Annotated in this window: 25 protein-coding genes; 5 read left to right on the top strand and 20 right to left on the bottom strand. The window is 44.7% G+C overall.

Annotation, left to right across the window (positions count from 1 at the left end):
• Positions 1 to 46: 46 nt before the first annotated feature.
• Both BK120_RS10965 and BK120_RS10955 read left to right on the top strand, forming a co-directional pair.
• Complete coding sequence (locus tag BK120_RS10965) at positions 47 to 811, top strand: spore coat protein (protein WP_076267536.1); 765 nt, start codon at positions 47 to 49, stop codon at positions 809 to 811.
• 100 nt (positions 812 to 911) lie between these two features.
• Positions 912 to 1295, top strand: a complete 384-nt coding sequence (locus BK120_RS10955) for a transporter (protein WP_083681866.1) — start codon at positions 912 to 914, stop codon at positions 1293 to 1295.
• 70 nt (positions 1296 to 1365) lie between these two features.
• Here BK120_RS10955 and BK120_RS10950 read toward each other — a convergent pair whose 3' ends face one another.
• From BK120_RS10950 to BK120_RS10910, 9 genes are all read right to left on the bottom strand, one after another.
• Positions 1366 to 3309, bottom strand: a complete 1944-nt coding sequence (locus tag BK120_RS10950; protein WP_076267535.1) for an ABC transporter permease — start codon at positions 3307 to 3309, stop codon at positions 1366 to 1368.
• Positions 3284 to 4060, bottom strand: a complete 777-nt coding sequence (locus BK120_RS10945; RefSeq protein WP_076267534.1) for an ABC transporter ATP-binding protein — start codon at positions 4058 to 4060, stop codon at positions 3284 to 3286. The genes BK120_RS10950 and BK120_RS10945 overlap by 26 nt, the downstream gene beginning before the upstream one ends.
• A 124-nt stretch (positions 4061 to 4184) precedes the next feature.
• Positions 4185 to 5282 carry a sensor histidine kinase gene (locus BK120_RS10940; protein ID WP_076267533.1) on the bottom strand — a complete coding sequence of 366 codons (1098 nt, stop codon included), beginning with the start codon at positions 5280 to 5282 and terminating at the stop codon, positions 4185 to 4187.
• Positions 5279 to 6019 carry a response regulator transcription factor gene (locus BK120_RS10935; RefSeq protein ID WP_076267532.1) on the bottom strand — a complete coding sequence of 247 codons (741 nt, stop codon included), beginning with the start codon at positions 6017 to 6019 and terminating at the stop codon, positions 5279 to 5281. Before BK120_RS10935 ends, BK120_RS10940 begins: the two co-directional genes overlap by 4 nt.
• Before the next feature lie 10 nt (positions 6020 to 6029).
• The gene (locus BK120_RS10930) at positions 6030 to 7136 is read right to left on the bottom strand and encodes a PAS domain-containing sensor histidine kinase (RefSeq protein ID WP_076267743.1); all 1107 of its coding nucleotides are present in this window, start codon (positions 7134 to 7136) and stop codon (positions 6030 to 6032) included.
• Positions 7137 to 7161: 25 nt separating this feature from the next.
• Positions 7162 to 7818: a response regulator transcription factor gene (locus BK120_RS10925; RefSeq protein WP_076267531.1), complete on the bottom strand. Its 657-nt coding sequence runs from the start codon at positions 7816 to 7818 to the stop codon at positions 7162 to 7164.
• Between the two features lie 119 nt (positions 7819 to 7937).
• Positions 7938 to 8369 (bottom strand): GAF domain-containing protein, encoded by a 432-nt coding sequence (locus BK120_RS10920; RefSeq protein WP_076267530.1) that lies wholly within the window; start codon positions 8367 to 8369, stop codon positions 7938 to 7940.
• A 478-nt stretch (positions 8370 to 8847) separates the two neighbouring features.
• Positions 8848 to 9240, bottom strand: a complete 393-nt coding sequence (locus tag BK120_RS10915) for a hypothetical protein (RefSeq protein ID WP_076267529.1) — start codon at positions 9238 to 9240, stop codon at positions 8848 to 8850.
• 121 nt (positions 9241 to 9361) lie between these two features.
• On the bottom strand, positions 9362 to 9724 hold the full coding sequence (locus BK120_RS10910; RefSeq protein WP_076267528.1) for a HesB/IscA family protein: 363 nt from the start codon (positions 9722 to 9724) through the stop codon (positions 9362 to 9364).
• Positions 9725 to 9974: 250 nt separating this feature from the next.
• Here BK120_RS10910 and mqnE point away from each other — a divergent pair, with 250 nt between their 5' ends.
• Complete coding sequence (gene mqnE, locus BK120_RS10905; RefSeq protein ID WP_076267527.1) at positions 9975 to 11078, top strand: aminofutalosine synthase MqnE; 1104 nt, start codon at positions 9975 to 9977, stop codon at positions 11076 to 11078.
• 62 nt (positions 11079 to 11140) lie between these two features.
• Positions 11141 to 12208, top strand: a complete 1068-nt coding sequence (locus tag BK120_RS10900; RefSeq protein ID WP_076267526.1) for an NAD(P)/FAD-dependent oxidoreductase — start codon at positions 11141 to 11143, stop codon at positions 12206 to 12208.
• A gap of 9 nt (positions 12209 to 12217) precedes the next feature.
• Here BK120_RS10900 and BK120_RS10895 read toward each other — a convergent pair whose 3' ends face one another.
• Complete coding sequence (locus BK120_RS10895; protein WP_076267525.1) at positions 12218 to 12490, bottom strand: YuzB family protein; 273 nt, start codon at positions 12488 to 12490, stop codon at positions 12218 to 12220.
• Positions 12491 to 12576: 86 nt separating this feature from the next.
• Between BK120_RS10895 and BK120_RS10890 the strand changes: the two genes are divergently transcribed.
• On the top strand, positions 12577 to 12822 hold the full coding sequence (locus tag BK120_RS10890; protein ID WP_054026871.1) for a NifU family protein: 246 nt from the start codon (positions 12577 to 12579) through the stop codon (positions 12820 to 12822).
• Between the two features lie 120 nt (positions 12823 to 12942).
• On the opposite strand, the gene BK120_RS10885 is transcribed toward BK120_RS10890, so the two are convergent.
• The 10 genes from BK120_RS10885 to BK120_RS10840 all read right to left on the bottom strand — a co-directional run bounded on the left by BK120_RS10885 (position 12943) and on the right by BK120_RS10840 (position 24605).
• Positions 12943 to 13725: an SDR family oxidoreductase gene (locus BK120_RS10885; RefSeq protein ID WP_076267524.1), complete on the bottom strand. Its 783-nt coding sequence runs from the start codon at positions 13723 to 13725 to the stop codon at positions 12943 to 12945.
• 19 nt (positions 13726 to 13744) lie between these two features.
• Entirely contained in the window at positions 13745 to 14461 is a 717-nt protein-coding gene (locus tag BK120_RS10880; protein WP_256710851.1) for a Cthe_2314 family HEPN domain-containing protein, read from the bottom strand.
• A gap of 61 nt (positions 14462 to 14522) precedes the next feature.
• Complete coding sequence (locus BK120_RS10875; protein WP_076267523.1) at positions 14523 to 15452, bottom strand: COX15/CtaA family protein; 930 nt, start codon at positions 15450 to 15452, stop codon at positions 14523 to 14525.
• A gap of 156 nt (positions 15453 to 15608) precedes the next feature.
• Complete coding sequence (locus tag BK120_RS10870; RefSeq protein WP_076267522.1) at positions 15609 to 15956, bottom strand: thioredoxin family protein; 348 nt, start codon at positions 15954 to 15956, stop codon at positions 15609 to 15611.
• A 45-nt stretch (positions 15957 to 16001) separates the two neighbouring features.
• On the bottom strand, positions 16002 to 17621 hold the full coding sequence (locus BK120_RS10865) for a copper amine oxidase N-terminal domain-containing protein (protein ID WP_076267521.1): 1620 nt from the start codon (positions 17619 to 17621) through the stop codon (positions 16002 to 16004).
• Positions 17622 to 17765: 144 nt separating this feature from the next.
• On the bottom strand, positions 17766 to 18947 hold the full coding sequence (locus BK120_RS10860; RefSeq protein ID WP_076267520.1) for a polysaccharide deacetylase family protein: 1182 nt from the start codon (positions 18945 to 18947) through the stop codon (positions 17766 to 17768).
• Positions 18948 to 19043: 96 nt separating this feature from the next.
• Positions 19044 to 20387, bottom strand: a complete 1344-nt coding sequence (locus BK120_RS10855) for a sensor histidine kinase (RefSeq protein WP_256710850.1) — start codon at positions 20385 to 20387, stop codon at positions 19044 to 19046.
• 66 nt (positions 20388 to 20453) lie between these two features.
• Complete coding sequence (locus tag BK120_RS10850) at positions 20454 to 21152, bottom strand: response regulator transcription factor (RefSeq protein WP_076267519.1); 699 nt, start codon at positions 21150 to 21152, stop codon at positions 20454 to 20456.
• 156 nt (positions 21153 to 21308) lie between these two features.
• Positions 21309 to 22739 carry an ABC transporter substrate-binding protein gene (locus tag BK120_RS10845; protein ID WP_076267518.1) on the bottom strand — a complete coding sequence of 477 codons (1431 nt, stop codon included), beginning with the start codon at positions 22737 to 22739 and terminating at the stop codon, positions 21309 to 21311.
• A gap of 222 nt (positions 22740 to 22961) precedes the next feature.
• Positions 22962 to 24605, bottom strand: coding sequence for a putative polysaccharide biosynthesis protein (locus BK120_RS10840; protein WP_076267517.1), 1644 nt, complete (start codon positions 24603 to 24605; stop codon positions 22962 to 22964).
• Positions 24606 to 24610: the final 5 nt, after the last annotated feature.

The following is a 24610-nucleotide window of genomic DNA, read 5'->3' as shown; positions in this document are numbered from 1 at the left end:
ATAGGTATAGACAGAAACCATGTATTTTAGGCTTGGAGGAATAGTTATGCACTCGTCTTTTCATACACATAGGTACCAGCCAGATCGGTTAGCAACAGACGAATATTTGCTTGACATGAAACAAGGAGATGTAACTGGTGACGGCATACCTGATCAGATTTATTTAATTGGTCATAAACCGGATGGACCATCCGGTATATTCGCAGATCATATTACGCTAGTCATTCAAGATGGATATTCACAGCAGCGCACAGTCGTTCCTTTACAAAACAATGCCGGTTATAACGCTGTCCTGCTGCTCGGCGACTTTGATAAAAATCAAATACCTGACATTTTGATCAGTATCGATTCCGGAGGAAGCGGCGGTTACGGCATTTTTTACATTTACTCCTTCGCTCACCATGCGCTTCACAAGCTGTTTGATTCAGACAGCTACAATCAACAATACAAGTTTCGCGTCCAGTATGAAGATATGTACAAAGTATCGGTATCAAGTGCTCAGCTTGATTTGCTGTTTATCATTGATATAAGCAGCAAAGGGGCCGCTTATTTAGCCACTTATTACAACGAAAACGGAATGCTGAAGCAGCCTCTGCAAGGCGAAGTGCTGGCTATCGCAGCATTAAATCCAATCATAACTGCCGAGAACCGGGCATCCTTCGATCTGCAGGCTCTTCAGCGCATCATTGGACCTACAAACGCTGATACGCTCGGTTATGTAGAGAATCTGCTGACATGGAATGGAAACAGATTTGATTCCTCTAGATTAAACGTCGCTATAATCGGTACTCCGCTCCAATCACATTTTTAAATTTTTTCAGATTGAATCGCTGACAATGATCGTTCGCCCAATCGTTGCTAGGTATTTCTGCATAACATGCATTAGCCCAATTGATAAGGAGTGATTTTGCATGGCATTTATGCCTCCAATAGGCCCTCAGGGGCCAATGGGACCGATGGGGCCTTTCGGACCATTTGGACCGCAAGGTCCACAAGGTCCACAAGGACCGATGGGACCAGGACAACAAGGTCAACCAGGTATGTCGGGTCCGACCGCTCCGCCACCACAATTCACGCCGCCGCAGCCAGCTGTTTCGTCATTTGCAGTTGATCCAGGCGCTATTTCCGGCTGTTTGTTCCGCAACACTTACGTATGGTTGGATAATGGTCATGGTTTCTGGTTTTTCCCTGTATTTGTTGGACGTACATCTGTCTCCGGTTTCCGTTGGTTCGGAAGATCATGGGGTTACACCGGTATAGATTTACGGAGAATCAGCTCTTTCACTTGCTTCTAAATGTTCATATGAACATAAAAAAAACGACTTCTCCTCATTTTCTGAGGAAAAAGCCGTTTTTTTAATTTTATTATGCTTTTGCCCCGCGAAGCATACTCTTCATGTAGCTGCTGCATGCGGTTATGAAGTACAACGTCTGCATCACGATATAAATGCCGATAACGACGAAAGAGTAAATCCAGTTAGATGATTCCATAATGTTGTCGAGTGCTTTCATCGCGAACAAGGCGTGACAAATGCCAACAATGACAGGAACAAAGAAGACGATGCCGACCTGCGTTACAACAATTTTGCGAATCTCGCCCTTCGTCATGCCGATGCGGACTAAAGCTTTAAACTGGGCTTGGTCTTCTTGCAGCTCAGTGAACAGCTTGAAATAAATCATGCTTCCCGATGCAATAAAGAATAGCAAACTAATGAACATACCGATGAATAAAGTCAAAGAAACCGTTTGATTCATTTCTTGCAGCGTTTTTACACGGCTAAAATCGGTTTGGGATTGAAATTGTTCTGGCACAAGCTTGCTAAGCTTCTCAACCGTAGCTGCTGTTTTCTCCCAATTACTTAATTCATAGCCATACATCACATAAAGCTCATCTTCCGGCACACTCGTTAGCAGCTGCATGTAGGAAAAGTCATCCATTACGAAAGTAAAATAGTTGCTATCGAGATAATTCATTACATGTGCTTGTACCGAGCCGCTAATATCGAATGCCGTTTCCTTACCGTTAATGCTGCCTTTTACAGTACCTGCTTGTTCTCTTCCTTTTGATAAATAGGACTTTATAAGCGTTAGCTTGCCATTCTCAGGCTGAATGCTCGGCTGACCCGTCAATGCTGCTAGCTTGTTGTAGTCGGTAGCTGAAATAACCAAAGCAGCATAATCATAATCACGCGCCTTTTCGTCTCCCCATTTAACCGAAAAGCGATTCAACAGTACGCCAGCTGCCTTTGCTTCACGCACAATTTTGTAGCCGTCCTCTTTGACTACTTGTCTAAGCTTACCTGGGTCAATAACCTCATGTGTATTCAAGCCTTTTTCACTATAAGCTAGCGAGAAAGGAGAGTATTCTATCATATTTTTTTTGGCACCGATGTTCATCACATATACCGTCCCAAGGGCAGTCATAACGATCGCGCTAAGAATTGATACAATAAATAAAATACGCGCATTATCCTTTATCTTATAGCCGAGCTGTGCAAACACGATCATATTGGTCCGTTTATAATATATCGATGATCTTTTTTGAATATAGCGGAGCAGCAAAATGCTCAGCTGAGTAAAGAGAAAGTAAGTCCCGATAACGACAGTAATTAGTATTGGCAAGGCTAGGAGCATGAAATTTCCATCGTTCATAACCAAAGCCATGCCATATGCAGCCGATAAGCAAACGACAGACACAGCAACCAGCCAAGGCGAGAATACGAGCTGTCCTTTTGGCTTGCGAGCCGCTTTCAGCAAATCAATAATTTCAGTTCGTCCAATGCGAAGTGCTGTCCAAATGGAGATCAGCATGAACAGAACAAAAAAACCGCCTGCCGTTAAGCCAATGGCTTTGATTGGAGCCGCAAAAGATATCGCTTCCTGCAAATTAAGAAGCACCGTTAGAGCCATAAAAAACAGCTTGCTGAACAGCATGCCAAGACCGATGCCTACAGCGATGGCCAGCGCAGCGATCGCCGCATTTTCATAAATAACAAGCTTTCGTAGCTGAACTTTTGTCATTCCGAATAAAGAGAACAAACCAAATTCCTGTTGCCTCGTTTTGAGAAATGCTGAATTAGAATAGAGTACAAACAAAAACGAGAAGATGACAATAATATATTCACAAAACACCATGCCTGTACGAATTTTTGATGCCGCCATAATGTGGCCGCTCGTTACTTCTGGATGGTATAGAAACGCTGCATAAATATAAAAGATCATAACAGAAAAGACGCTGCTCAGGAAAAATGCGCTGTACGACCGCCAGTTGCCCCGAATGTTACTAAGCGCGAGCGAACGGAACGTCATCAAAATTACCTCCCAGCACGCTGAGCGCATCTAATATTTGTTGGAAAAACGCTTGCCTGTTCGAGCCGCGGCGAATTTCCGAGAAAAACTTGCCGTCTTTGATGAATACGATGCGCTGACAGTAGCTCGCAGAGAATGGATCATGCGTTACCATCAATACGGTCGCCTTAAAACGCTCATTCATATCCTTCAGTGAATCCATAACATCCTTCGCTGATTTGGAATCGAGATTGCCCGTCAACTCATCTGCAAGCACGAGCGAAGGCTGATGAATAATAGCACGGGCGATTGCTGCGCGCTGCTTCTGGCCGCCAGACACCTCATACGTCCGCTTATTCAAGATTTGTTTGATTTGCAGCAATTCAGCGAGCGAATCCAGTTTTTGTTCAATTAGCTTCGGTGCCATGCCCTCCATTACGAGCGGCAAAATGATGTTTTCCTTGATTGATAATGTGTCTAGCAAGTTAAAATCCTGAAAGACGAAACCAAGCTCGCGGCGGCGGAATAAGGCCAGCTTCTTATCGGTTAGCTTACTTGGGTTTACGCCGTTGATTTCAATTTGACCAGAGGTTGGACGATCGATCGTGGACAATAAATTCAGCAGAGTTGTTTTTCCGCTGCCTGAGGGCCCCATTACCCCTACGAATTCTCCCGCTTCCACTTGAAGCTCTATATCCTCAAGCGCTTTGTAAGCGACGTTGCCTTTACTGCTGTATATTTTGCCAAGCCCTTCTGCTTTTAGTACGCTCATTGCTTTGTTCCTCCCCAGATCTATCTGTAATGTGCTTCATTACCGTTAGTATAGACGAGGGGAAGAGGTTAAACCCATCGATTTCCCTTTCATTCACACCCTGCCAACCTTACAAATTTGTCACCTAACCTGAGCTTCCGTTACCTCCGCTGCCCATAATATGAATGCCGCGCGGTTTGAAGGCGACACTGACCGTCGTACTTTCTCCGAGAACCGAGGAAACGGTCATCTCATGACCTAACCGATTGCATACCTGCTTAGACAAATAAAGCCCCATTCCTGTTGACTCGCCCGCCGTACGTCCATTCTCACCTGTGAAGAAAGGATCAAAGATGCGTGGAAGATCATGCGGCGCAATACCAATGCCTTCATCAGTCACCTGCAGCCTGCCTCCTCCGCCACTGAACGCCTCCAATTGAAAGAGCAGTTTTTTGCCGCCTTCTTTGCTTTTACTATATTTGATTGCGTTGCTAATGAACTGATTGAGCACAAAGGTCATCCATTTCTCATCGGTTTCCACGAATGCTTCCCCCTCGACACGAGGAAAAATGGAGTACCGGATGCAAAGCTTCTTATGGGCGTTGATGACCGAGCGCACAAGCTCATGAAGCGCTACCTGCTTGACATGCAGGTCGATTTCAAACTTATCCAGTCGAGCTGTATACAGCATCATCTCAAGCCCACGCGTCATCCGATCGGATTCCTCCTGCATACTTAGCGCCAGCTGCTGCTGTTCCTGCTGCGAGGACGAGTTCTGCTGCAAAACCTCCTGTGCGAGCAAATCGATGACAGATACAGGCGTCTTCATATGATGCACCCATTGCAGCACAAAATGATTATGTATTTCCTGCTGCCTTCGATATTTGCCAAGCTCGTTCAAATAAGCCCTGCTCTGCTCCTCCAGCATTTTAGCGACAAGCTTCTGCTCCTGTGTCACTGTAGCTTGTACGATTGTTGAAGCTTGCAGTTCTTCAGACCGTGCAATCGCCTCTAACATTTGCTTAAAGTACGTGCGCTGCCGCAAATAATCAACGACCAGCCACGTCCCTAGCAAAAATAAAGCAATAACAATAAAATAATAAATCGTACCCAGCTCGACTAACCCTGGGTATCGCTCACGCTCAAGGAGAAGCAAGGTGACGGCGAGTAAAATAATTAAACAAGCCATAAATATAAATAACAGACGATCACGTAAAAATAACGCCAGCGATAAGCCTCTCATCGTGACGTTTCTCCTACTGCATTTTCGATTACGAGCTTATAGCCCTGTCCCCGCACCGTTTCAATCGCTTTAGGAAGCCCAAGCTCCTCCAGCTTTTTCCGAAGTCTAGTCACATTGACCGTAAGCGTATTATCATCGACGAATTGCACATCGTCCCAAAGCGCTTCAAGCAGCTGCTCCCGCGAAACAACCATGCCTTGCCGCTTCATCAAGCATTCAGCCAGCAGCTGCTCGTTTTTTGTCAGCTCAATGCGAAAGTCTCTCCATTCAAGCTCATTACGGTTCAAGTAAAGACGGAGATCACCAGCTGACAGCTCCCCTGTTTGCGAGGCAACGCCCGTTTCTGCTGCTGCAGACCCGGATGCCGCATATTCCCCGTAAGCTCGCCTTAGCACACTCTTCACCTTTGCCATTAATAAATCCAAATGGATAGGCTTTGTAATATAATCATCGCCGCCGTTCTCTATAGCCATAACTTGATCCATCTCGCCAGCACGGGCAGAAATAAAAATAATAGGGAGGCTTGAACGTGCTCGAATTTGTCTGCACCAATAATATCCATCATAGTAAGGCAAATTAATATCGAGCAAAATGACATGCGGATCAAAAGCCTCCAGCTCCGGCATAATTTCACGAAACTGTGTAACAACGGCTGCCTCAAATCCGTATTTATCCATATTTTTTTTGAGAATTGAAGCAATCTTATCGTCGTCCTCTATGATGAAAACTCGATACATGAAATTCCTCCTATAGGTTTACGCCTTTTCCTTCCGAATTCTTATCTTTAGGAACAATAAGCTTCACCTTTGCTCCTTTGCCAGGCTCCGAAACAATATCCAAATAACCGCCGATGCTGCGAGCTCTCTCCTCCATGCTGAATAAGCCTACACCGTGGCCGATGCGATCAGGACTGAAACCGAGCCCTTGATCTGTTACGCTGACGACGACCTCTTCCTCCAGCTCCTCAACCACCACTTCAGCCTCGCCTACATCGGCATACTTCGCGATATTCGTTAATGCTTCTTGAATGACACGATAAATAGCTGTTTCCTTCATAATGCCCAGCCTGCTCTTTAAATTGCATGTGAGCGTCAATCGAATGCCAAAATGCTGTGAATAATTGTCCACATAAGTTCTTATTGCCGGAACGACACCTAAATCATCGAGAACTGATGGCCTCAGCTCCCAAGCCAGACCACGAATATCCTCCATCACGCCTGATATATCGCTGCGAAGCGCGCCCAGCTCAGGAATATCATCGTGATCTCCAATGATGCGGTCAAGCTGAATAAGCAGCGAAAAGAGACTTTGGCCAATCCCGTCATGCAGCTCTCTCGATATTCGTTTTCGCTCTTCCTCTTGAATTTCAATCACCTTAACCATCATTTCCTTCAGCTCTTGCTCAGCCCGCTTCCGCTGCGTCACTTCACTGCGAATGGCTAAATATTGATAAGGATTGCCCGCTTCATCAACGAAGGGAACAATCGTCGTGTTAACCCAGTAGTAGCTGCCGTCCTTGGCACGATTTTTAATTTCGCCACGCCATACTTCGCCGCTTGAAATAACTTCCCACAGCTTGCGGAAGAAATCGCGCCCATGAAATCCGGAGTTAATAATCCGATGATCCTTGCCAATTAACTCTTCACGGCTGTACTTAGAAATTTCACAAAACTTATCGTTTACATATTCAATGCGGCCTTTATGATCCGTTACCGCAACGATTGACGATTCATCCAGTGCAAACTTCACATCTGCAAGCTGCTTAAGCGATTGATTAACTTGCGTAAGCATCGACTTATCGTCAATCTCATCCTCCAGAACGGATAGTAGATAATCGACGTCTGATCCAATCATTCGCCGAAAGTTGTTACCGCCATGCTTAATCAAAATGCAGCAGCCCCTTCTCTAGCGCAAACTTAATGAGCTCCGGCCTTGTTCTAAGCCCGAGCTTATCCATCACATGGCTTTTGTGAGTCTCGACTGTCTTTACGCTAATAATTAAACTTTCTGCTATTTCCTTATTTGAGTACCCTTTGGCGATCCAGCCCAAAATCTCCTTTTCGCGCTCAGATAACGTATTGTAAGGGCTGTTGTCCTCCCCGCCTTGCTTCAGCTTGACGAGATATTCGCTCATCAACCGCTTGGTAGCCGTAGGATAAAGATACGCATTTCCTTGCGCTACCGACTGGATAGCTGATATGAGCTCATCATGAGGCGCATTTTTCAAAATATAGCCTGAAGCTCCGATATGAATCGCACGGAACAAATATTCGTCATCGTCATGCATCGTCAAAATAAGAACCGCCGTCTCAGGCAGCAGCTTCTTCAGCTCCGTCGTTGCTGTCATCCCGTCTTTGCCATGCGGCATACTAAGATCCATCAATACGACATCCGGCACTAATTGCTGTGCCATCTGAATGGCTTCGTCCCCTTCCGAGGCTTCCCCTACTACCTCGATATCATGCTTGCCGTGCAGCAGCATTGCTAGACCCGATCTGACCATGGCATGATCATCACAAATAAGCAGCTTAATCATCTTGTTCTCCCCTCACTGGAATGATACCTCTGTCGATATGAGTCTATCATTTCTATTATCTATACTAGTATAGCTTACATTAGGCAGTGAATTGTATTTATAGTCAAAAAAAGCCATCATCAAACGAGCATTGATGAAAGCTCTACTGTAATATGTGAAGCCTTCTCCAGCTCTTCGGCGACATAGGTCTTCTCCGAGCGTCTACCGATAAGCAGAACGCCGCAGATGCCTTTAGGCGTTTGAATGGGTACGCTTGCAGCAATGCGCAGCTGCTCCGTCAGCAGAATCGGCTCTCCTAACTTGAACCGCACCGTATCGGTCATAGCCGAGCTTGTGCTTGCGGTTCTGCCGGAGCGTATCGCAGTACCGGACAAACCCGCAGACGACTTCTGCTCAACTAGCGGTGTGCGCTCACTTATGCTGCCTGACGCCTTGGACCAGCGCAGCTTACGTTTGCCCGTATCGATCAAGCCGAGTATAGCGAAATCGCTGCCTGTCTCCCTCTTCAATCGCTCGATGTATGCAGCGATTTCCGCTTCTATCGTCTTCATCCTCATTCCTCCTTCAGGAAATACAAGCAATCTCTAACCTTATTATAAAGCTAAGAAAATGCTTTGTATGTCAGGGAATTCCCTGAATTAATGCCATCCAAACCATCATTGCCTTAAGTGCACCGCGATTTCGGCATAGAAAAAAGGAGCCCTTTTACAGGCTCCTTCTTCGACGGTGTTTGATCGTACGAGTCTTCACATCTAACACTTCACATTGTTAAGATTACTTGGGCACCGCTTGTACACATTCCGTTTTAATGGATTGCGCTTAGCGTGTGTGTTCAGAGATGCTCTGCGACACAACCCCTCGCTTTCATAAAAGCTTAGTGATTAAATAAGTTCCTCCTGTAGCCCTAGCACCAAAAGGTCCAACGGAACCACACCTCTCTTCACACCGTCAAATCTAATATGCACATCATTTTACTGCCTTATACCTGTTTTGAAAATTTTTTTGATGCCTGCATTCATCCCATAATGATTAGAAGTTCTCCTGCGTTTGAACAACAATAAGGCTGGATGACTCTTTCTCTGCATCGTGTTGAGCGCTCTTCTGCTCCGCTTCATTTTTGCTTAGCAAATAGAACATTTCGCCGGCAAAAAATACGATCGTAAAACCAATGACTAACATTAGCTTAATCGTCGTCGCTTTATTTCTTTTCATCATTTCATTTTTTTCTGTTTTCATGGTTGTCCATGTTCTCTTGTCCTTTATTGCCGTGCTCGCCAGGTGACCGCAAGCACATTGGATCGGTGAATGGAACGCATAGCCTTCTGAGGAAATCGTATAGTTGTCTGTTTGAACTGTATGCTTTCTATTGCATGATGTGCAGCCTACCTCAATAAACTGTCTATAATCACGAATAAATTTCATGCGCTGTTATCCCCCAAGATGATCGATTTATAGACTTAAAGCCAAACCGACAACAAAAAAAACTTCCGGAATGCATATGAATTTCATACGCATTTCGGAAGATAACATTCACCGCTCGTTATTAGCACTCGCCTGCTGCAGCTGGTTTTCCTGCTTCCTTCGCTGTGCGGAACGATGAACCGCAGCCGCAAGTTGCACTTGCATTCGGGTTCTCGATCGTAAAGCCGCCGCCCATTGCCGATTCCTTAAAATCGATAACAAGACCGTTTAAGTATTTAACGCTGTCTCCATCTACAACCACTTTAAGGCCTTCCATATCTAGAGCCTTATCGCCTTCATGCTCTTCATCATCAAAGCCCATGCCGTAAGAAAAACCACTGCAGCCGCCTTCTTTTACGCCTATGCGCAAGAACATTTCAGGGCCGCCCTCTTCAGCAAGCATTTCTTTTATTTTGTCAGATGCTGTATCACTGATTGTGATCATGCTACATCCCTCCGTTTATCCATCATTCGTTTTAATTGCTGTTTACTTTTCACTTACTTATTTGTAGTATACTCCAGTTTGTTCAGTTGCTCAATAGAAGCATGCCCACAAATGAAATTTACAATTTGTGTAAATGCCAATACTTTTCTTATTGCCCCTGCTACGTATGAGGTTTATAATAGTTACAGCTTCTTTAATCGGAAAAGAAAGTTATTTTTTTCACAAACTACTTAAATCAGGAGGCTTAGCCATGAACGTTATAATACCGACAGAGGATACAAAGATGCAGCACATTATTGAAAAAGTGCGTCATGGGCAGCGTTTAACGCTTGAAGATGGTGTTTTCTTATATCAATCAGACGATCTGCTTACAATTGGACAGCTCGCAAATGAAGTTGCCCTGCGCAAAAACGGCAAGAAGGTTTATTTTATTGAGAACATGAGTCTTTACTTTACGAACGTATGTGAAGCCCATTGTGCATTTTGCAACTTCCGCAAGGATGAAGGCGAGGAAGGCTCCTACACGCTTAGCGGCGAGCAAATGATTGAATATGTAGAACAGCATTTCCACCCTGGCGTTCGGGAATTCCATATCGTAGGCGGTCATAATCCGAATGTTCCTTTCCAATATTATGTAGATTCTTTGAAAGCATTAAATGAGCGTTATCCCGACGTAACTCTTAAGGCTTATACAGCAGCGGAGATCGACTTTTTCTCCCGAATCAGCGGCTTAACTTACCGCGAGGTGCTTGAGGAGCTCATGAAAGCCGGCCTGAAGTCGCTAACAGGCGGAGGCGCAGAAATATTATCAGATCATTACCGCAAAAAAATGCGTGTAGACAAAGCCGACGTTACACAATATTTGCAGGTTCACCGGACTGCTCATGAACTAGGCCTGCGCACGCACACAACCATGCTGTATGGTTCAATTGAAACGAAAGAAGACCGCATCCGCCACATGATGCATATTCGTGATCTTCAAGACGAAACAAACGGCTTCCAAGTATTTATTCCGCTTTCTATGCAGCCGATTAATCCAAGAGCCGGCATTCGCAGACGTAATTCAGCATTCGAGGATCTTAAGACGATTGCAATCAGCCGTTTGATGCTCGACAACTTCCAGCATATTAAAGCTTACTTTATTAACATTGGTGTACAGCTTACTCAAGTTGCATTAACGATGGGAGCATCGGATGCGCATGGTACGATTGTGAAGGAAAAAATCAGCCATGCTGCAGGTGCCCTAACTCCTGAAGGCATAACACGCGAAGATCTCATTTGGCTCATTAAAGGCGCAGGACGAATTCCGGTGGAACGCGATACTTTTTACAATGAAATTAAAGTTTACGAGTGAGTAATCTACAACACGAACGCACAAAATAGACCATCATCAAGAAACGTGGAGTTGGAAATCATATGAGAAAACTTATTATTTTGGGCGGTGGTTATGGCGGTCTTGCCATAGCTAACGAGCTCTTAGAAAAACAGTTGCCGATCGATGTTTCCATCGTACTGATTGACCGAATGCCTTTTCAAGGCTTAAAAACGGAATATTACGCGCTTGCTGCTGGAACCGTCTCAGACCTGGAGCTTCGCGTAAAGTTTCCCGTTGATCCAAGAATTTCACTCGCTTACGGCGAGGTCACCGATGTGGATATGGAGCTGAAGCTTGTTCATATCGAAGGTCAAGAATCGATGGAGTATGAATGGCTTGTTATTGGCCTAGGTTGTACGGACAAATATCATGGGATTGAAGGCGCTGAGCAGTATTCTACGAGCATTCAGACCTTCTCAGCCGCTAGACAAACCTACGCTCAGCTCAATGACGTTAAACCTTATGGCCAAGTGTCCATTGTAGGCGGCGGGCTAAGCGGTGTCGAGGTTGCAGCGGAACTGCGCGAGAGTCGTCCTGATCTTAACATTCGTATTTTGGATCGCGGGCCTAAGGTGCTTTCGGCTTTCCCGAGCAAGCTGCAATCCTTTGTAGCGGAGTGGTTCGGAGAGCATCATGTTGAAATGCGCGGCCATGTCGGACTTACAAAAGTCGAAGGCGGCATTTTGCATGATGGCAATTCTTCAACACCTATTTATACAGATGTAACGGTATGGACAGCAGGCATCCAGCCTGTACCGCTCGTGCAGCGAATGGAATTGCCGAAGGATAATCAAGGCAGACTTATCATTAATGAATACCATCAATTGCCCGATCATACCGATGTATTTATCGTTGGTGACTGCGCAGCACTGCCGCTGTCGCCAAGCGGTCAAGCCGCAGGTGCCCAAGGCAAGCAAATTGCCGAGGTACTGCAGGCTATCTGGCATGATAAGACACCTCGTCTTGGCAAAATCAAGCTAAAAGGCGTTCTCGGTTCACTCGGCAAAAAAAGCGGCTTCGGCTTGATGGGCGGAACCGCTATTATGGGCCGTGTGCCACGCCTTGTTAAGAGTGGAGTGCTTTGGAGATCTAAACGTCACCTAGGCTAGTACAACGTATTACAAATCATCGAGCAGCTTATCCAGCGCATCTTGATCTGCCTTTTGCTGCTCAATGGCTTTCAAAATATTGTCGTGCAGCTCGTCTACCGAGTCTGCGGATACGATTGCACCCTCAACTAACGCAAATGGGTTTAAATAACATTCGCCGCAGTTGCCTAAGCAGCCATATTCGGTTACTTCGTATTCATCATTTTGCTCAAATAATTGCATTATACGATCAGTGCCGTGGTGCATATTACTGGCACAAAACTCAATCATTGTTTTAAACATGAGGCCTCACCTAACTTTACTAAGTTACTATCCATTTTCAATTGCTTCACTTTGTACTATAATAGGGGAGAAAGGAGATGATTGCAATGAGTGAACAAGTACAAGACACGATGTACGATGAAGTATTGGACGTACTCGATAAGCTTCGTCCGTTTTTGCAGCGCGACGGCGGCGATGTTGAACTAGTCGATGTTGAAGGCGGCATCATCAAGCTTCGCCTAATGGGTGCATGCGGAAGCTGCCCAAGCTCGACGATCACGCTTAAAGCGGGTATCGAACGCGCACTTCTTGAAGAAGTTGAAGGTGTAATCGAAGTCGTTCAAGTATTCTAAAAATATAAGAACGAATCATGATTGCTCTAGGCATGACAAATGATGAAGAGTCTTATCGACAGCATAGGAGCAAGCTCCGAAGCTTAACGATAAGACTCTTTTTTTTAAAATCCTATAAGATCAGAACATCCCTTTAATATTGGCGACGATTGGATCAAAGCCGCCCGTGACATCAATTACATTGCCCGTTAAGAAATTCGATTGCCGGTCACATAGAAACAGCACCACACGCGCTACATCCTCGCCAGTACCTGGACGTCCGATCGGCGATTCTTTATCGTAGTCTTCCTCAACCTCAGCAATAGATCGTTCCTTGTTGACGCCCCGGATATCTCCAGGCCCAATTAAATTAACGGTAATGCCATGCGGTGCTTCTTCGACTGCTAACGACTTCGTAAACGAGACAAGTCCTGTCTTCGCAGCGGCATATACCGCTCGATGCGGCCAAGCCCGCGCTTCTCCTGCATGTCCGAAGCCAAAGTGAACGATACGTCCCCATTTGCGCTCTCGCATGCCAGGCAGCAGGCGATGATCCAGCAGCATAACGCCTAACAAATTGCCGTGGAGCAGTCTAATAATAGTCTCTTCATCATATTCGCTGAATAGACGCCGCTTGCGGACAAATGGGCCTGCGTTGTTGACCAGTATATCTACGCCGCCAAATGAACGCTCAGCCTCGTCAGCAAGCCGCTCAACGCCCTCAGTCGTAGCAATATCAGCTTGCACGGTAATTGCCTTTACACCAAGCTGCTCGATCTGTGCCTTTACCTGCTGTGCTTCAAGCTCGCTCTCGTAGTAGTTAATGACAACATTGCAGCCTTGCTCAGCAAGCTGGAGCGCCGTTCGTTTGCCGAGTCCCTTAGCGCTGCCTGTTACTAATGCTGTTTTCCCTTTGAGTCCCACGAGTTTTCCCCCCTCGGGATTATGGTTGCTTGTTTCGCATCAATCCGCATGCGTATTGATACGTGAGCCGCAGCGATTCCATCGCTAAATATAGACCCTGCGTCAAATCAGCGGATTGCTCTGCTACATTTTCCAGCTTGATCTCTTCACCGTACATACGGCTGCTTTGAATAAGATCATCCTGCATCTCCGAGTTCATAAAATGAATCTCGGTGTTTCTGCGCTTGCGCATCCTTGTTGTTGATTCCTTGTATTTCTCCTTCACATCATTCAGCTTCCAAGTAAGCCCTGGATGAGCTTTCTTCTCCCGCATGTTGCGCAAAACGGTGAAATAGGAAAAATGCGGCTTTATCCGCTCCGTTCTCATATCGAGAAGTTCATTAAGGAACGTACCAAGCTTATCCAGCAAAGAAAATACACGGATAAAAGCGTTTTTATCAAAGTAGATATAACGATTATAATGGATACGTTCCTCATCTGTCATTTGTTTGAGAGATGAGGAAGTAATTTTATGTTGAAAATGAAGGGCGACATAATGGCTTTGCTCTAGCTCGTCCAATGAAGAACGAAGTCCAAGCGTCCAAATCTCATATTTGCGCAGCTTTTGAACGTCAGCTCCGCTCTCAGCCATTTTTTTGGACAAAATGGAGATGAACTGATCCATGAAACGATACGTTTCTGCAAGGGTTCCTTCCGCTTTTCTTAAGGGTTCATCAAACAGGAAACGCAGCATCATCGAACAGTCCCTTCTACATTAACATGCCTATTGCTGACTTTGATCATTTCAAATGCTTTTACTATCCTTTGCGCCCTTCTCTGAGGCGCCATGAACGAATTAATATGTCCATTAATAATCCAAACAATCCGGTTACAATCAGATTGTGCAATAAATTGGTGAACAGAAACCACTCTGAGTTTGTAATCGTAGCTGTCAAAAGCGCGCCGCTGAAAATTTGAGTAATGACAAGTCCGAGCGTCCACGCAGCAGGCTTCGTTAAACCAGCTCCGCCATGGCTGACCTTACGAATATGGAGATACAATCCTGCAAGGCTGATACCAAGCAGCAAAGCAGCCACACGGTGGATAAATACCGCTCCTGTTGCTCCGCTAATCTCTGGAATCACTTCACCATTACAAAGCGGCCAACCCAGACATCCGCCGCCAGACTCCGTATGCCTAATGAATGCTCCCAAATATACAACAACGTAACAAAAGATAGCCGTAAGCAGGACGCGAGGGAAAATAGAACGCGGTACTTTAAACTCCACTGGCGGTCCGTCTTTCGCTCTAAACGTCCAAATGACTAACAACAGTGTTGCTGCAAAAGCGATTAATGAAATACCAAAATGTATGGCCATAATAGGTGGCGATTGAGGCCACATGACGGCGGCCGCCCCCATTAACGCTTGGATGATTGTGAATAACAATGCACCGCCAGCATAAAAAAATGGCTCTTTGTAGCTTTTTCGGTTTTGCCTAAATTTACGGAACATTGCAACGGCAGTAGCGAGAACTAGAAGACCTTCAAAACCTGTCACAAGCCGATGTGAATATTCAATCATGGATTCAATTGTATAAGCAGGAATAAATTTGCCATGACACAAAGGCCAGTCATCACCGCAGCCTCGTCCAGAATCCGTATTCGTCACTAATGCTCCGCCGAGCAGTACAAGAAGCATTCCGATGCACGCAGCGAGAGCTAACGCGCGAAAACGCCCGGTTACCATAATAAAATCACCTTATTTCATGTTTTAATAACAGTTCAATTATAGCCATAAAAAAAGGCAAAAGCCATGTTGAAAATGTGACACTTCAAGTAGAAGCACTGAAAAAAAGGAAAGCCCGCGCTGAGAGAATGAATTCTCTAAGGCGCGGACTAACGATTACTTTTGAGCCAGCGCGTCGCTGACTTGGATGGCACGATCGACGAATTCCTCGATTTCCTCGCGTGATTTGCGCAGCTTGCTAACGAATCTAACTAGCTCCTTGCTTTCACGGAAAGCGATAAAGCTCGGTATGCCCAATATGTTCAGTTCGGAGCAAAGATCAGGTAAATCGTCGCGATCCAACTCGATGAAAGTAACCTTGCCCTCATAATGACGTTCTAAATCCGGCATAAACGGATCGATAAAATGGCAATCCTTGCACCAAGTCGTCTTAAATACTGCAATCGTGAGCCCTTCGCTTGCCACTGCTTCGCGGAAAGCCTCATCTGTCGTTAACCTTTTCATCTCGCACCTCTGCACATCGTTGTATTTAACTTGATCTTATGCTGCTTAGACTTCCCGATCCAGCGTAAATATTCTCATGTCATCGCCCATGTCGATCCAGCCAATCTTTGCTTTTAATGCTGCAGCCAAATTACGCGCTGGAACATAAGTCGTACCGTTAATAACGGTTACCGGGAACGCCCATTTTACATTTTTACCGTTAACGATGGCTGTATCGCTGCCATTTTTTAGAACAATGGTCGTATTTGTAGCTCCATCATTAACTTTTAAGCTTTTTGTTTTTGCGTCATACGTCAGGGTAGCACCCAACTGCTCAACCGTATCGCGGAGAGGAATAATTGTAATATTGTCGGCAGTCAAAATGACAGGATTATAATAATCAGAAGGATACCATGTGATGTTCTGCTTGCCGATATGCAATTTATTTTTCAATAAATCATAAGCAAATGATTTTTCATCAAATTGCTTCAATACTTGATAACCTTGCATGCCAAGAAGCTTATCTAAAGAAATATCCGTCTTGGATGCTACAGGCGCATCTGCCTTTACATCGCCGTTTACATTCCAAGTTTCGCTTTCAACCTTGATTGTCAGCCCTTTAACCGGCAAAATACCGTATTCTAGATCCACTGTTGGAACATAAGAAAGCTCATAGGCTTGCTTCCGAATATCTAGCTTATTATCGAAATAAACATCTGCTTTGATGGTTAAGTCCTTGCTGAAAATTTCATCTAATGTTTCATCCGGCTCTTCCTCAAGCAGCTTCAGCTCGCCCTGCAGCTCCGTTAAGAGAAGAGCGATAGCGTCCGTTGCTTCCTTGATCGCTTCCTTAGGATCCTCGGCATCTAATCCGCTGCCTTCAAACGGGTTAATCGTACCTGCAGCTGCCCACACATTTGGATTGCTCTGAAGAATCTCAAACACGCCTGTTATCATCTTGTCTAAACCAGCACGATCAGCAACAAGTGCATCAACATATTTTTTCACCCATGCCCAAATTTCAGGACCATCGAGGTCAACATGCACTTTCATCAATGAAGTCGGCGAACCATTAATGGATTCATTTACTGGCTTCACTTCAATTCGTTCTGGATTTGGCAGGTTATGTATAACATACGAGCCAATCGTATCCAGCATCTGGTGGCCAAGCGCAGTTAGCGCCGCTTCATCAACTGCCGGAGCTTCAGCAGATGCTGCTCCCGCTGGCAAGCCCGTCAAATCTGATACCCCAGTCAAACCAAGCAAACCCTCGCTCGTCAGATCAAGCACAAAAGGATGCTTCGCTCCCTCAAGCTCCATCACAGCAAGTTTATCAGACATTTTCAATGAGAATTTAATACTTGCCGTTTCTCCAAAAATGAGGCTGCCATCCATGGAGATATTTGAGCTGTCCTGCGCTTTAACATGATCCAGTTGAAGCTTCATATTGGAAACCAGCTTCATAATGGCGAGTTCCTCTTCAGGAGCACCTTCATAGGCTTCCTCATCTAGCAAAAGCTTAAATTCTAACGATTGCTTGCTTTCACTCGAAGTAACTTTAAGTGAATTTTTGAGCGCCGTATTAAAATCAAGATTGGAAACCGCTTGACAACCGGCAACGAAAATAAGTGTTAAAGCTAATAAAAGAATCAATAACTTGCTTGGTCTTGCTAAAAATGATTTCATCCACTCGTCTCCTTTGTTATCGAACATCAATAAGCAGGTTATTGTTATTCACAAACTCTACTCATTGTACAGGAGACTCTATTTGTTGTAAATGTATGGAAAGCACTAGTTTTGTCGAATTTTCAAGCCTTTTACAAGCAATGATTACGATTGTTTTGTTTGGATTTCCACTTGCTTTGTTTCACGACGCCAATTGATTTTCCAATCATAATAATTTGCAATGTCTCGCAAAGCAATCATTTGCACCTCAGTACCAGATTTCTCGGAGAAATGAATGTCAGGAACCTCTTTCTCGTCTATAAGCAGCTTAGCAGAATGATCGCCCTTCAACTTACGGATAAGCTCTTCTTCGGTTTCACCTGCTCTTGCCCCGTTGATTCGAAAGCCATTGTGATGAAACTTAGCGTTAATGCCTTCTTTCGTCGTAAACGTAATAGGTACGCCTACCGCTTTTGTCAGCTCCAGAACAACTTCACTATAAGCACCATATGGAAAAGCAAGCGCACTCACCTTATTGCCGAGTTCACTCTTCAGCCGATCCTCAGCCCTAAGCAAATCTTTTTTCAACCGTTCAACGTACTCCGCCTTTGTTTCCATCTTTTTCTTTTGTTTATCATAATTAAGCTTGGACATGACAGGCGCTTCATTACCGTGTTCATTCACTGCTCCATAACGATGCATATCAAAGGTGTGGCTCATAAAGCTCATTCCCGCTTGCTGCATTTCCCTCATCTGATCCCAAGTCAGCTTGGGCGTTCCCGGCTTCGTACGGTCATCGATCGTCGAGACGATTACAAAATTGACAGCAGGATAACCGTATTCCTTCAGAATCGGATAAGCAAGCTTATAAAAGCTTTCATAGCCGTCGTCAAATGTAATCAACAGCGCATTGTCCGGCACATGGCCTTTTCCTTGCATGAAGTTAATATATTGTTCAATAGTAATAACTTGAAAGCCGTTTTGCTTCACGAGCTGCATTTGTTTTTTAAATCGCTCCACAGCAATAATGCCATCAGACTGAGGTTTTATTGCGATATCATGATACATAAGGACGGCGACCTGCTCTGAATAATAAACACTCTTTTTACTGGAAAACATACTGAATAAATCAAACTGCTCGTCAAACGCTTGCTCCAAATATTGCGCCGACACCATCAAGCGGTCGTTTTGAATCATAGCAGGCGCCTCGCCCTCTAGCTTTGTACCATTTACTATCAATTGAACGCTGTTTACCTTGTTCTCATTTGAACATCCTGTCAGCAGCCATCCAACCATCATAGCGACAGCAATGACGATTGCTAGTGCTGCTTTTTTCTTTTGATCCATTATGATTTCCCCCTCAACTACCCAACTAATGGATAGTGTAGAGGAGAAATCTTATCGACTGCGTTTATAGCCGCTTAACATATGCTTAAAGAAATCTTAAGTTTCAAGATGCGCCAACGGGAAGCTCATCTCGAATATCGTTTCCTTAGTGGAACTGCTAACCGATATTCGTCCATTTTGCGCTTCGATAATACTTTTGGTAATCGCGAGTCCAAGGCCCGTTCCTCCAGACCCCGATTCAGAAGATCGTGATCGGTCAACACGGTAGAAGCGGTCAAAAATAAAAGGAACATCTTGTGCCGGAATTTGCTCGCCGTAATTAATAACTCGAATGACAGCTCGATCTTCTATATTCTCGATCTGCAAATCGATAATTTTGCCTGTGCTGCCATATTGCATGGCGTTCGTCATTAAATTATCGAAGGCGCGCGCCAGCATATTCCCGTCCGCCATAATGAACAATGTGTTTTCCTTGGTTTGAATATTGCAGGTCATCTTTGCCTTCTCTAGGCTTGGAACGAACTCCTCCGTAAGCTGAAGTGCGAAGCCGACAATGTCTAGTTCATCAAGCTCCAGCGGCATGCCGTTGTTTAGCTTTGTGTATTCAAACAGATCATCGATCAATCGTTTCAGATGCTTCGATTTCTCATAGGCGATGTTAACGAAATATCGAAGCTCTACCTCATCCTGATAACGATCCTGATCGATCAGTTCAAGGAATCCTAAAATGGACGTAAGCGGTGTGCGCAGATCATGAGATACACCCGTAATTAAATCATTTTTTGATTTTTCGGCATTTCGCTCATCCTGCAGCAGCTGATTGAACTGCTTGCCTAGACCATTTATGCTGCTTGCAATTTCTCCAAGCTCATCCGACGCTTTGACAGGAATAACATAATCAAGCTCCCCAGCACCCAGCTGCTGCAGGCCAAATCGTATTTCCTTCAAATAGTTAATCATGTTCCTGCTTGTCCAGAAAAATAAAGCTAGAAAAAGCAGACATCCAAAAATAGCAATGACAGGGGCAGAACCGATATTGTTTACGATCCAAATTAATGTACGATTATACGATGTGTATTGTATAAGAAAATAGGCAAGCAAATGCCCTGCAATGACGCAGCATAACATAAGACCTAAGCTTTGCAAGAAAGCAATGATAAAGGATAAACGAATGGTACGGAAAAACTTATAGCCTTTCGGATTATCACTCGCCCCACGCTGGTCAAGCTTCCTGTAGCAAATTACAAAGATCAATAAACCCGCAGCAGCTGCGATTGGCGTTGATCCGATGTTCTCAATTGCCCATTTGATTGTCTTGTCGTATGGGTTTATATCTAACATAAACCACAGCAGCATCCAGCCAATCACAGCAAACAGCACCGCTGCTCCTAAACTTGCTGCAGCTGCCTTTAAGTTGAATTTGTTCTTTTTCTTCATCATTTCAGCACCTTCATTTGCGAGGTTTGCATCTAAATAGGCAGGTGGAAGACGTGGTTTACACGATGCCTATAGCGCATCCATTTTATAGCCTATTCCCCAAACGGTTTTGATAAATCTCGGATTTTGGGCGTCCTTCTCAATTTTCTCTCGAATTTTACGGATGTGAACCATAACGGTGTTTTTGGATTCCATAAAAGGCTCGTTCCATGCGTTCTCATATATTTTGTCCATACTGAGGACAATACCGCGATTGACAGCCAGCAGGTTAAGAATAGAAAATTCACGAGGCGTTAGTTTAATTTCCTGCCGATCAACGGTTACCGTGTGCGTAGCTGTATTTATAATGAGATCATCGATGATGATTTCATTGTCATTATGACTCGCTTTCGAATGAAATTGCTTTGCTCTGCGGATATGCGATTTGACGCTGGCAAGCAGTACCAGCGGGCTGAATGGCTTCGTCACATATTCGTCCGCCCCGAGGCTAAGACCCGATATTTTATCAATATCCTGCGATTTTGCGGACAGCATAATAATTGGAATATGGTTTTGCTCCCGAATTTTCATGCACGCTTCAAGCCCGTCCATAACAGGCATCATCACATCAAGTATAATAAGATCCACCTTATGCGTATTAAGCTTCTCCAGCGCTTCAAGCCCATTGGATGCCTTTAGCATCGTAAATCCTTCATTTTTAAAATAAATTTCCATTAGGCTTAGTATTTCCTTCTCATCATCTACCATTAGTATCGTTTCTCTATTCATGTCTCTGTACTCCCTCCTGCGGTGTGCTACTCATTAAATATAACATGATCTGTATCCATTGGTTCATTTATGTATGTTAGAGAGTGGCGCCGCAAATAAAAAAAGGAGCAGACTTCGCTTGATGGCGCAAGCAAGCTCCCCTTTATAATTGATTCCTTACTCCGTTTTGGACGATGCTTCGCTGCTTTCACCTGCAGCTGAGCCATCCGCCCGTGCTGGATCTTCTTTAAGCATTTCTTGGCCTTTCACCTGCAAAATACTAAGTGCCGAGTTTAGATCCTGTGTGTCTTCCTTCACCTTTTTCATCTCTTCCTTAACCGCCTTTGTGAATTCCTCATAGAAGTTGTCAGGCAGCTTGTTAAAATTTTTGTAGCCATTAAAAGGACTTGGCTTTAACTCATAGAATGCAGCATAATTATGTCCTTCAACATCCGTAATATATTTGGTGCGAACCGGCAAACCATTGTAGTTGTTCGACTTGGATTTTACTCTTGCATAATCATCGCTTGTCACATACTTGAGAAAATCCCATGCGACCTCCTTGTTTGGAGAGTCTGCTCGAATTGCAAACAAATTATTAAATGACATCAGATTCGATTCATCTGGACTTTGCTGTCCGATTGGAGCTGTCACAATGTCCCAATTTTTCACGATCTTATTTTTTAGGCTTGGATAATCGCTTGCCTGCTTGATTTGGTTCGTGTAACCAACGTCTTGAATCGTCATCGCCAAACGACCGGACAGGAAAGGATCTGATAACAGGTAGTCCTCATAGGACTGTGACATCGCTCCCTCTTGGCTGCTCATACTTTCAAAATAAAGCGCGTTTGATTCTACTGCATCCAGCGCCTGCTGAAATACATTTTTCCACGAATCCGTATGTATGGTCATTTGCTTTTGCCCAGCATTCACATAGCTAACTTTTTCAGACTCTGCAAGCATGATGGCCAAATCAAACAGCTCCTCGCGATATCCCATCTTCAAACCGTATACCCGCTCCTTCCTATCACCGTCCGTAGGGAAACGCCTCGCCAGTTGTATCGTTTCATTCCAGCTCATTCGGCTTCGCGGAAGCTCAATTTTGTATTTTTCAAATAAATCCTTGTTGTAGTAAATAACCTGGCTGTAGAAGCTAGGCGCTAAACCGTATACTTTGCCGCCGCCCTGCTCTTTCAAATAGTCAAGCATACCGGGAATCAATCCCTCGGTTTCGTACTTTTCCTTTTCCATAACAGCATCGAGATCATAAAGCTTGCCTTCTTGTGACAGCTTTTGGTACCTCTCTCCATCCAGCATTAAAATATCAGGCTGTTTTTCTTCTATAAATTTGTTAAACGCAGTATCGTAGTCTGTATTTTCTTCACTATACATCGACTGATTGCTAATGACTTCAATTTCAACATTCGGATATAATGCCGAGAACACCATACCATAATCTTGAAAGAACATGCCTTCATCGTAATACATGACCTTCAGTGACGACTGCTTCATTTTATTACTGTCCTTATTGTCACCTCCAAAGCTGCAGCCAGTTGCCACTAATGCCAAAACAACGACTGATAAAACAAACCTCGACCATGCTTTCATCTTTCGTTTCTCTCCCTCTCCGCATATCCCTAATATGTATCCATATCCTATTCATAAATAGTCTAGAGGAAAAAACTTACTAATTCTCTCTGCTATTTCTTAACAATAGCTTAATGAATGCTTAAGTTTTTCAAAGTTTTCGAAGCAGCAAGGGAGCTCTAACGAAAAAAAGGACACATCCCCCTATAAGGGCTGTGTCCTTTCTTCCATGAAAACTTATGATTATACCGCTTTTTTGTAAAATGGCTTTAAAACAATCCCGAGTATTTTGCGGAGCGGCCCCGGGAACGAGCGCACATCCTCTGGTGTGATAACGCGAAGCGCAGCGAGCAATATGAGATAAAGTGAGCCTACAACAACAGATGCAACAGCAGCTGCCAAGAAATAGGAAAGCTTATCTGCCCATGCACCCGTAATAGCCAGCACCCCGTACTCAGCTCCCCAGCCTGCAAGGGCAGGTACAGCAATTGCGATCAAATAGGCAATCCATTTGCCGCCTAGCACGTTCAAGTTAACGTCCTTGTTAATGCTTCTTAAGTTCAAATACGTAATGACAACGAAACAAATCGTAGATCCAATAATAAATCCATAGACGCCAAGCAAAGGAGCAAGCGCCAGACTGAACACCACTTTAAGCGCCAAACCAATAAACGTATGGTTCATCGGCAGCTTAGGTTTGTTGAGTCCGTATAGGATCGAATTCGAAATCATCATTGTAATTTGGAAGATCGCTCCGGCTGTAAGCATCGCTACCGTCCCGCTTCCGCTTGGAGTCGTAAATAGTAGTCCAGTTACGGAATAAGAGGCTACTGCCAGCAGCAGCGCAACCGGTACGCCTGTAAACAACACAATCCGCATGACGAGCGAGGATTGACGCTGTACTTCCTTCATATTATTCAAGGCAAATGCCGAGGAAATGATCGGAATAATCGAAGCGCCGAGCGCAATCGCAAGAATCGGAGGTATGCCCGCTATCCCCATCGCCTTCGTGGAGTAATCCGCCAACGCTTTTGTTGCTGAATTTTCATTATAAAAGGATTCCGTCAATCGCATAAATATCGTTATATCAAAAAAGTACAAAAGCTGTACCGTCATCGCCGTTACGACAGCAGGAATGGAAGTGCCGAATATTTCTTTATAAATGGTCCGATAAGGCAGGTTGGAGCTTGTCTTTACCGACTTATCCTTCACATTTATAGCAGATTTGGCATGCTCCGATTGATCTTGTTTTTTCAGCTTACGCCAAAACCACATCATAACCGAAAATGCACCAATACTTCCGAGCACAGAACCAAACGCAATAGCTGCAGCGCCGTACTTATCTCCCCAGCCCCAGCCGAGAACGATCAGGGCTAGTCCAATTCCACCGATGAGCCGCAAAATTTGTTCCATGATTTGAGAAATACCGCCTGCGGACATGATCTGCCGGCCTTGGAAGTAACCTCGCATCATTGCAATAATAGGAAATAGCAGCAGCGCAGGCGCTATAGCTTGCAGCGATAAAGCTGCATCCGGCACCTTCGAGAACCGTTCATAAGCTGGTGCAAAAACAAACATCGCAGTGGCAAGCAATATTCCTGTCACTGCTCCAAACATTAATGCCGCTCGATAAATTCGTTTGGCTTCATCGGGCCGGCCAAGCGCATAGCGCTGAGAAATCATTCGACTAATCGATAGCGGTATGCCGCCCGTCGCAATCGTTAGCAGTAATAAGTAAATCGTATTCGCTGAGTTGAATGCCGCCTGTCCGGCAGCTCCCAGCATATATTCGAGCGGAATCCGCTGGAACAAGCCGAGAAACCGGACGACCAGCGCTGCGGCTGCCAGTATAATTGTGCCTTTAATTAATGAGTCTTTTTTTAGCATAATGG

The organism is Paenibacillus sp. FSL A5-0031 (genome assembly GCF_001956295.1).
In the GTDB taxonomy this organism is placed as follows: Bacteria; Bacillota; Bacilli; order Paenibacillales; family Paenibacillaceae; genus Pristimantibacillus.
Note: the sequence above shows the minus strand (reverse complement) of the source record. Positions and strands in the feature narration are given on the sequence as shown.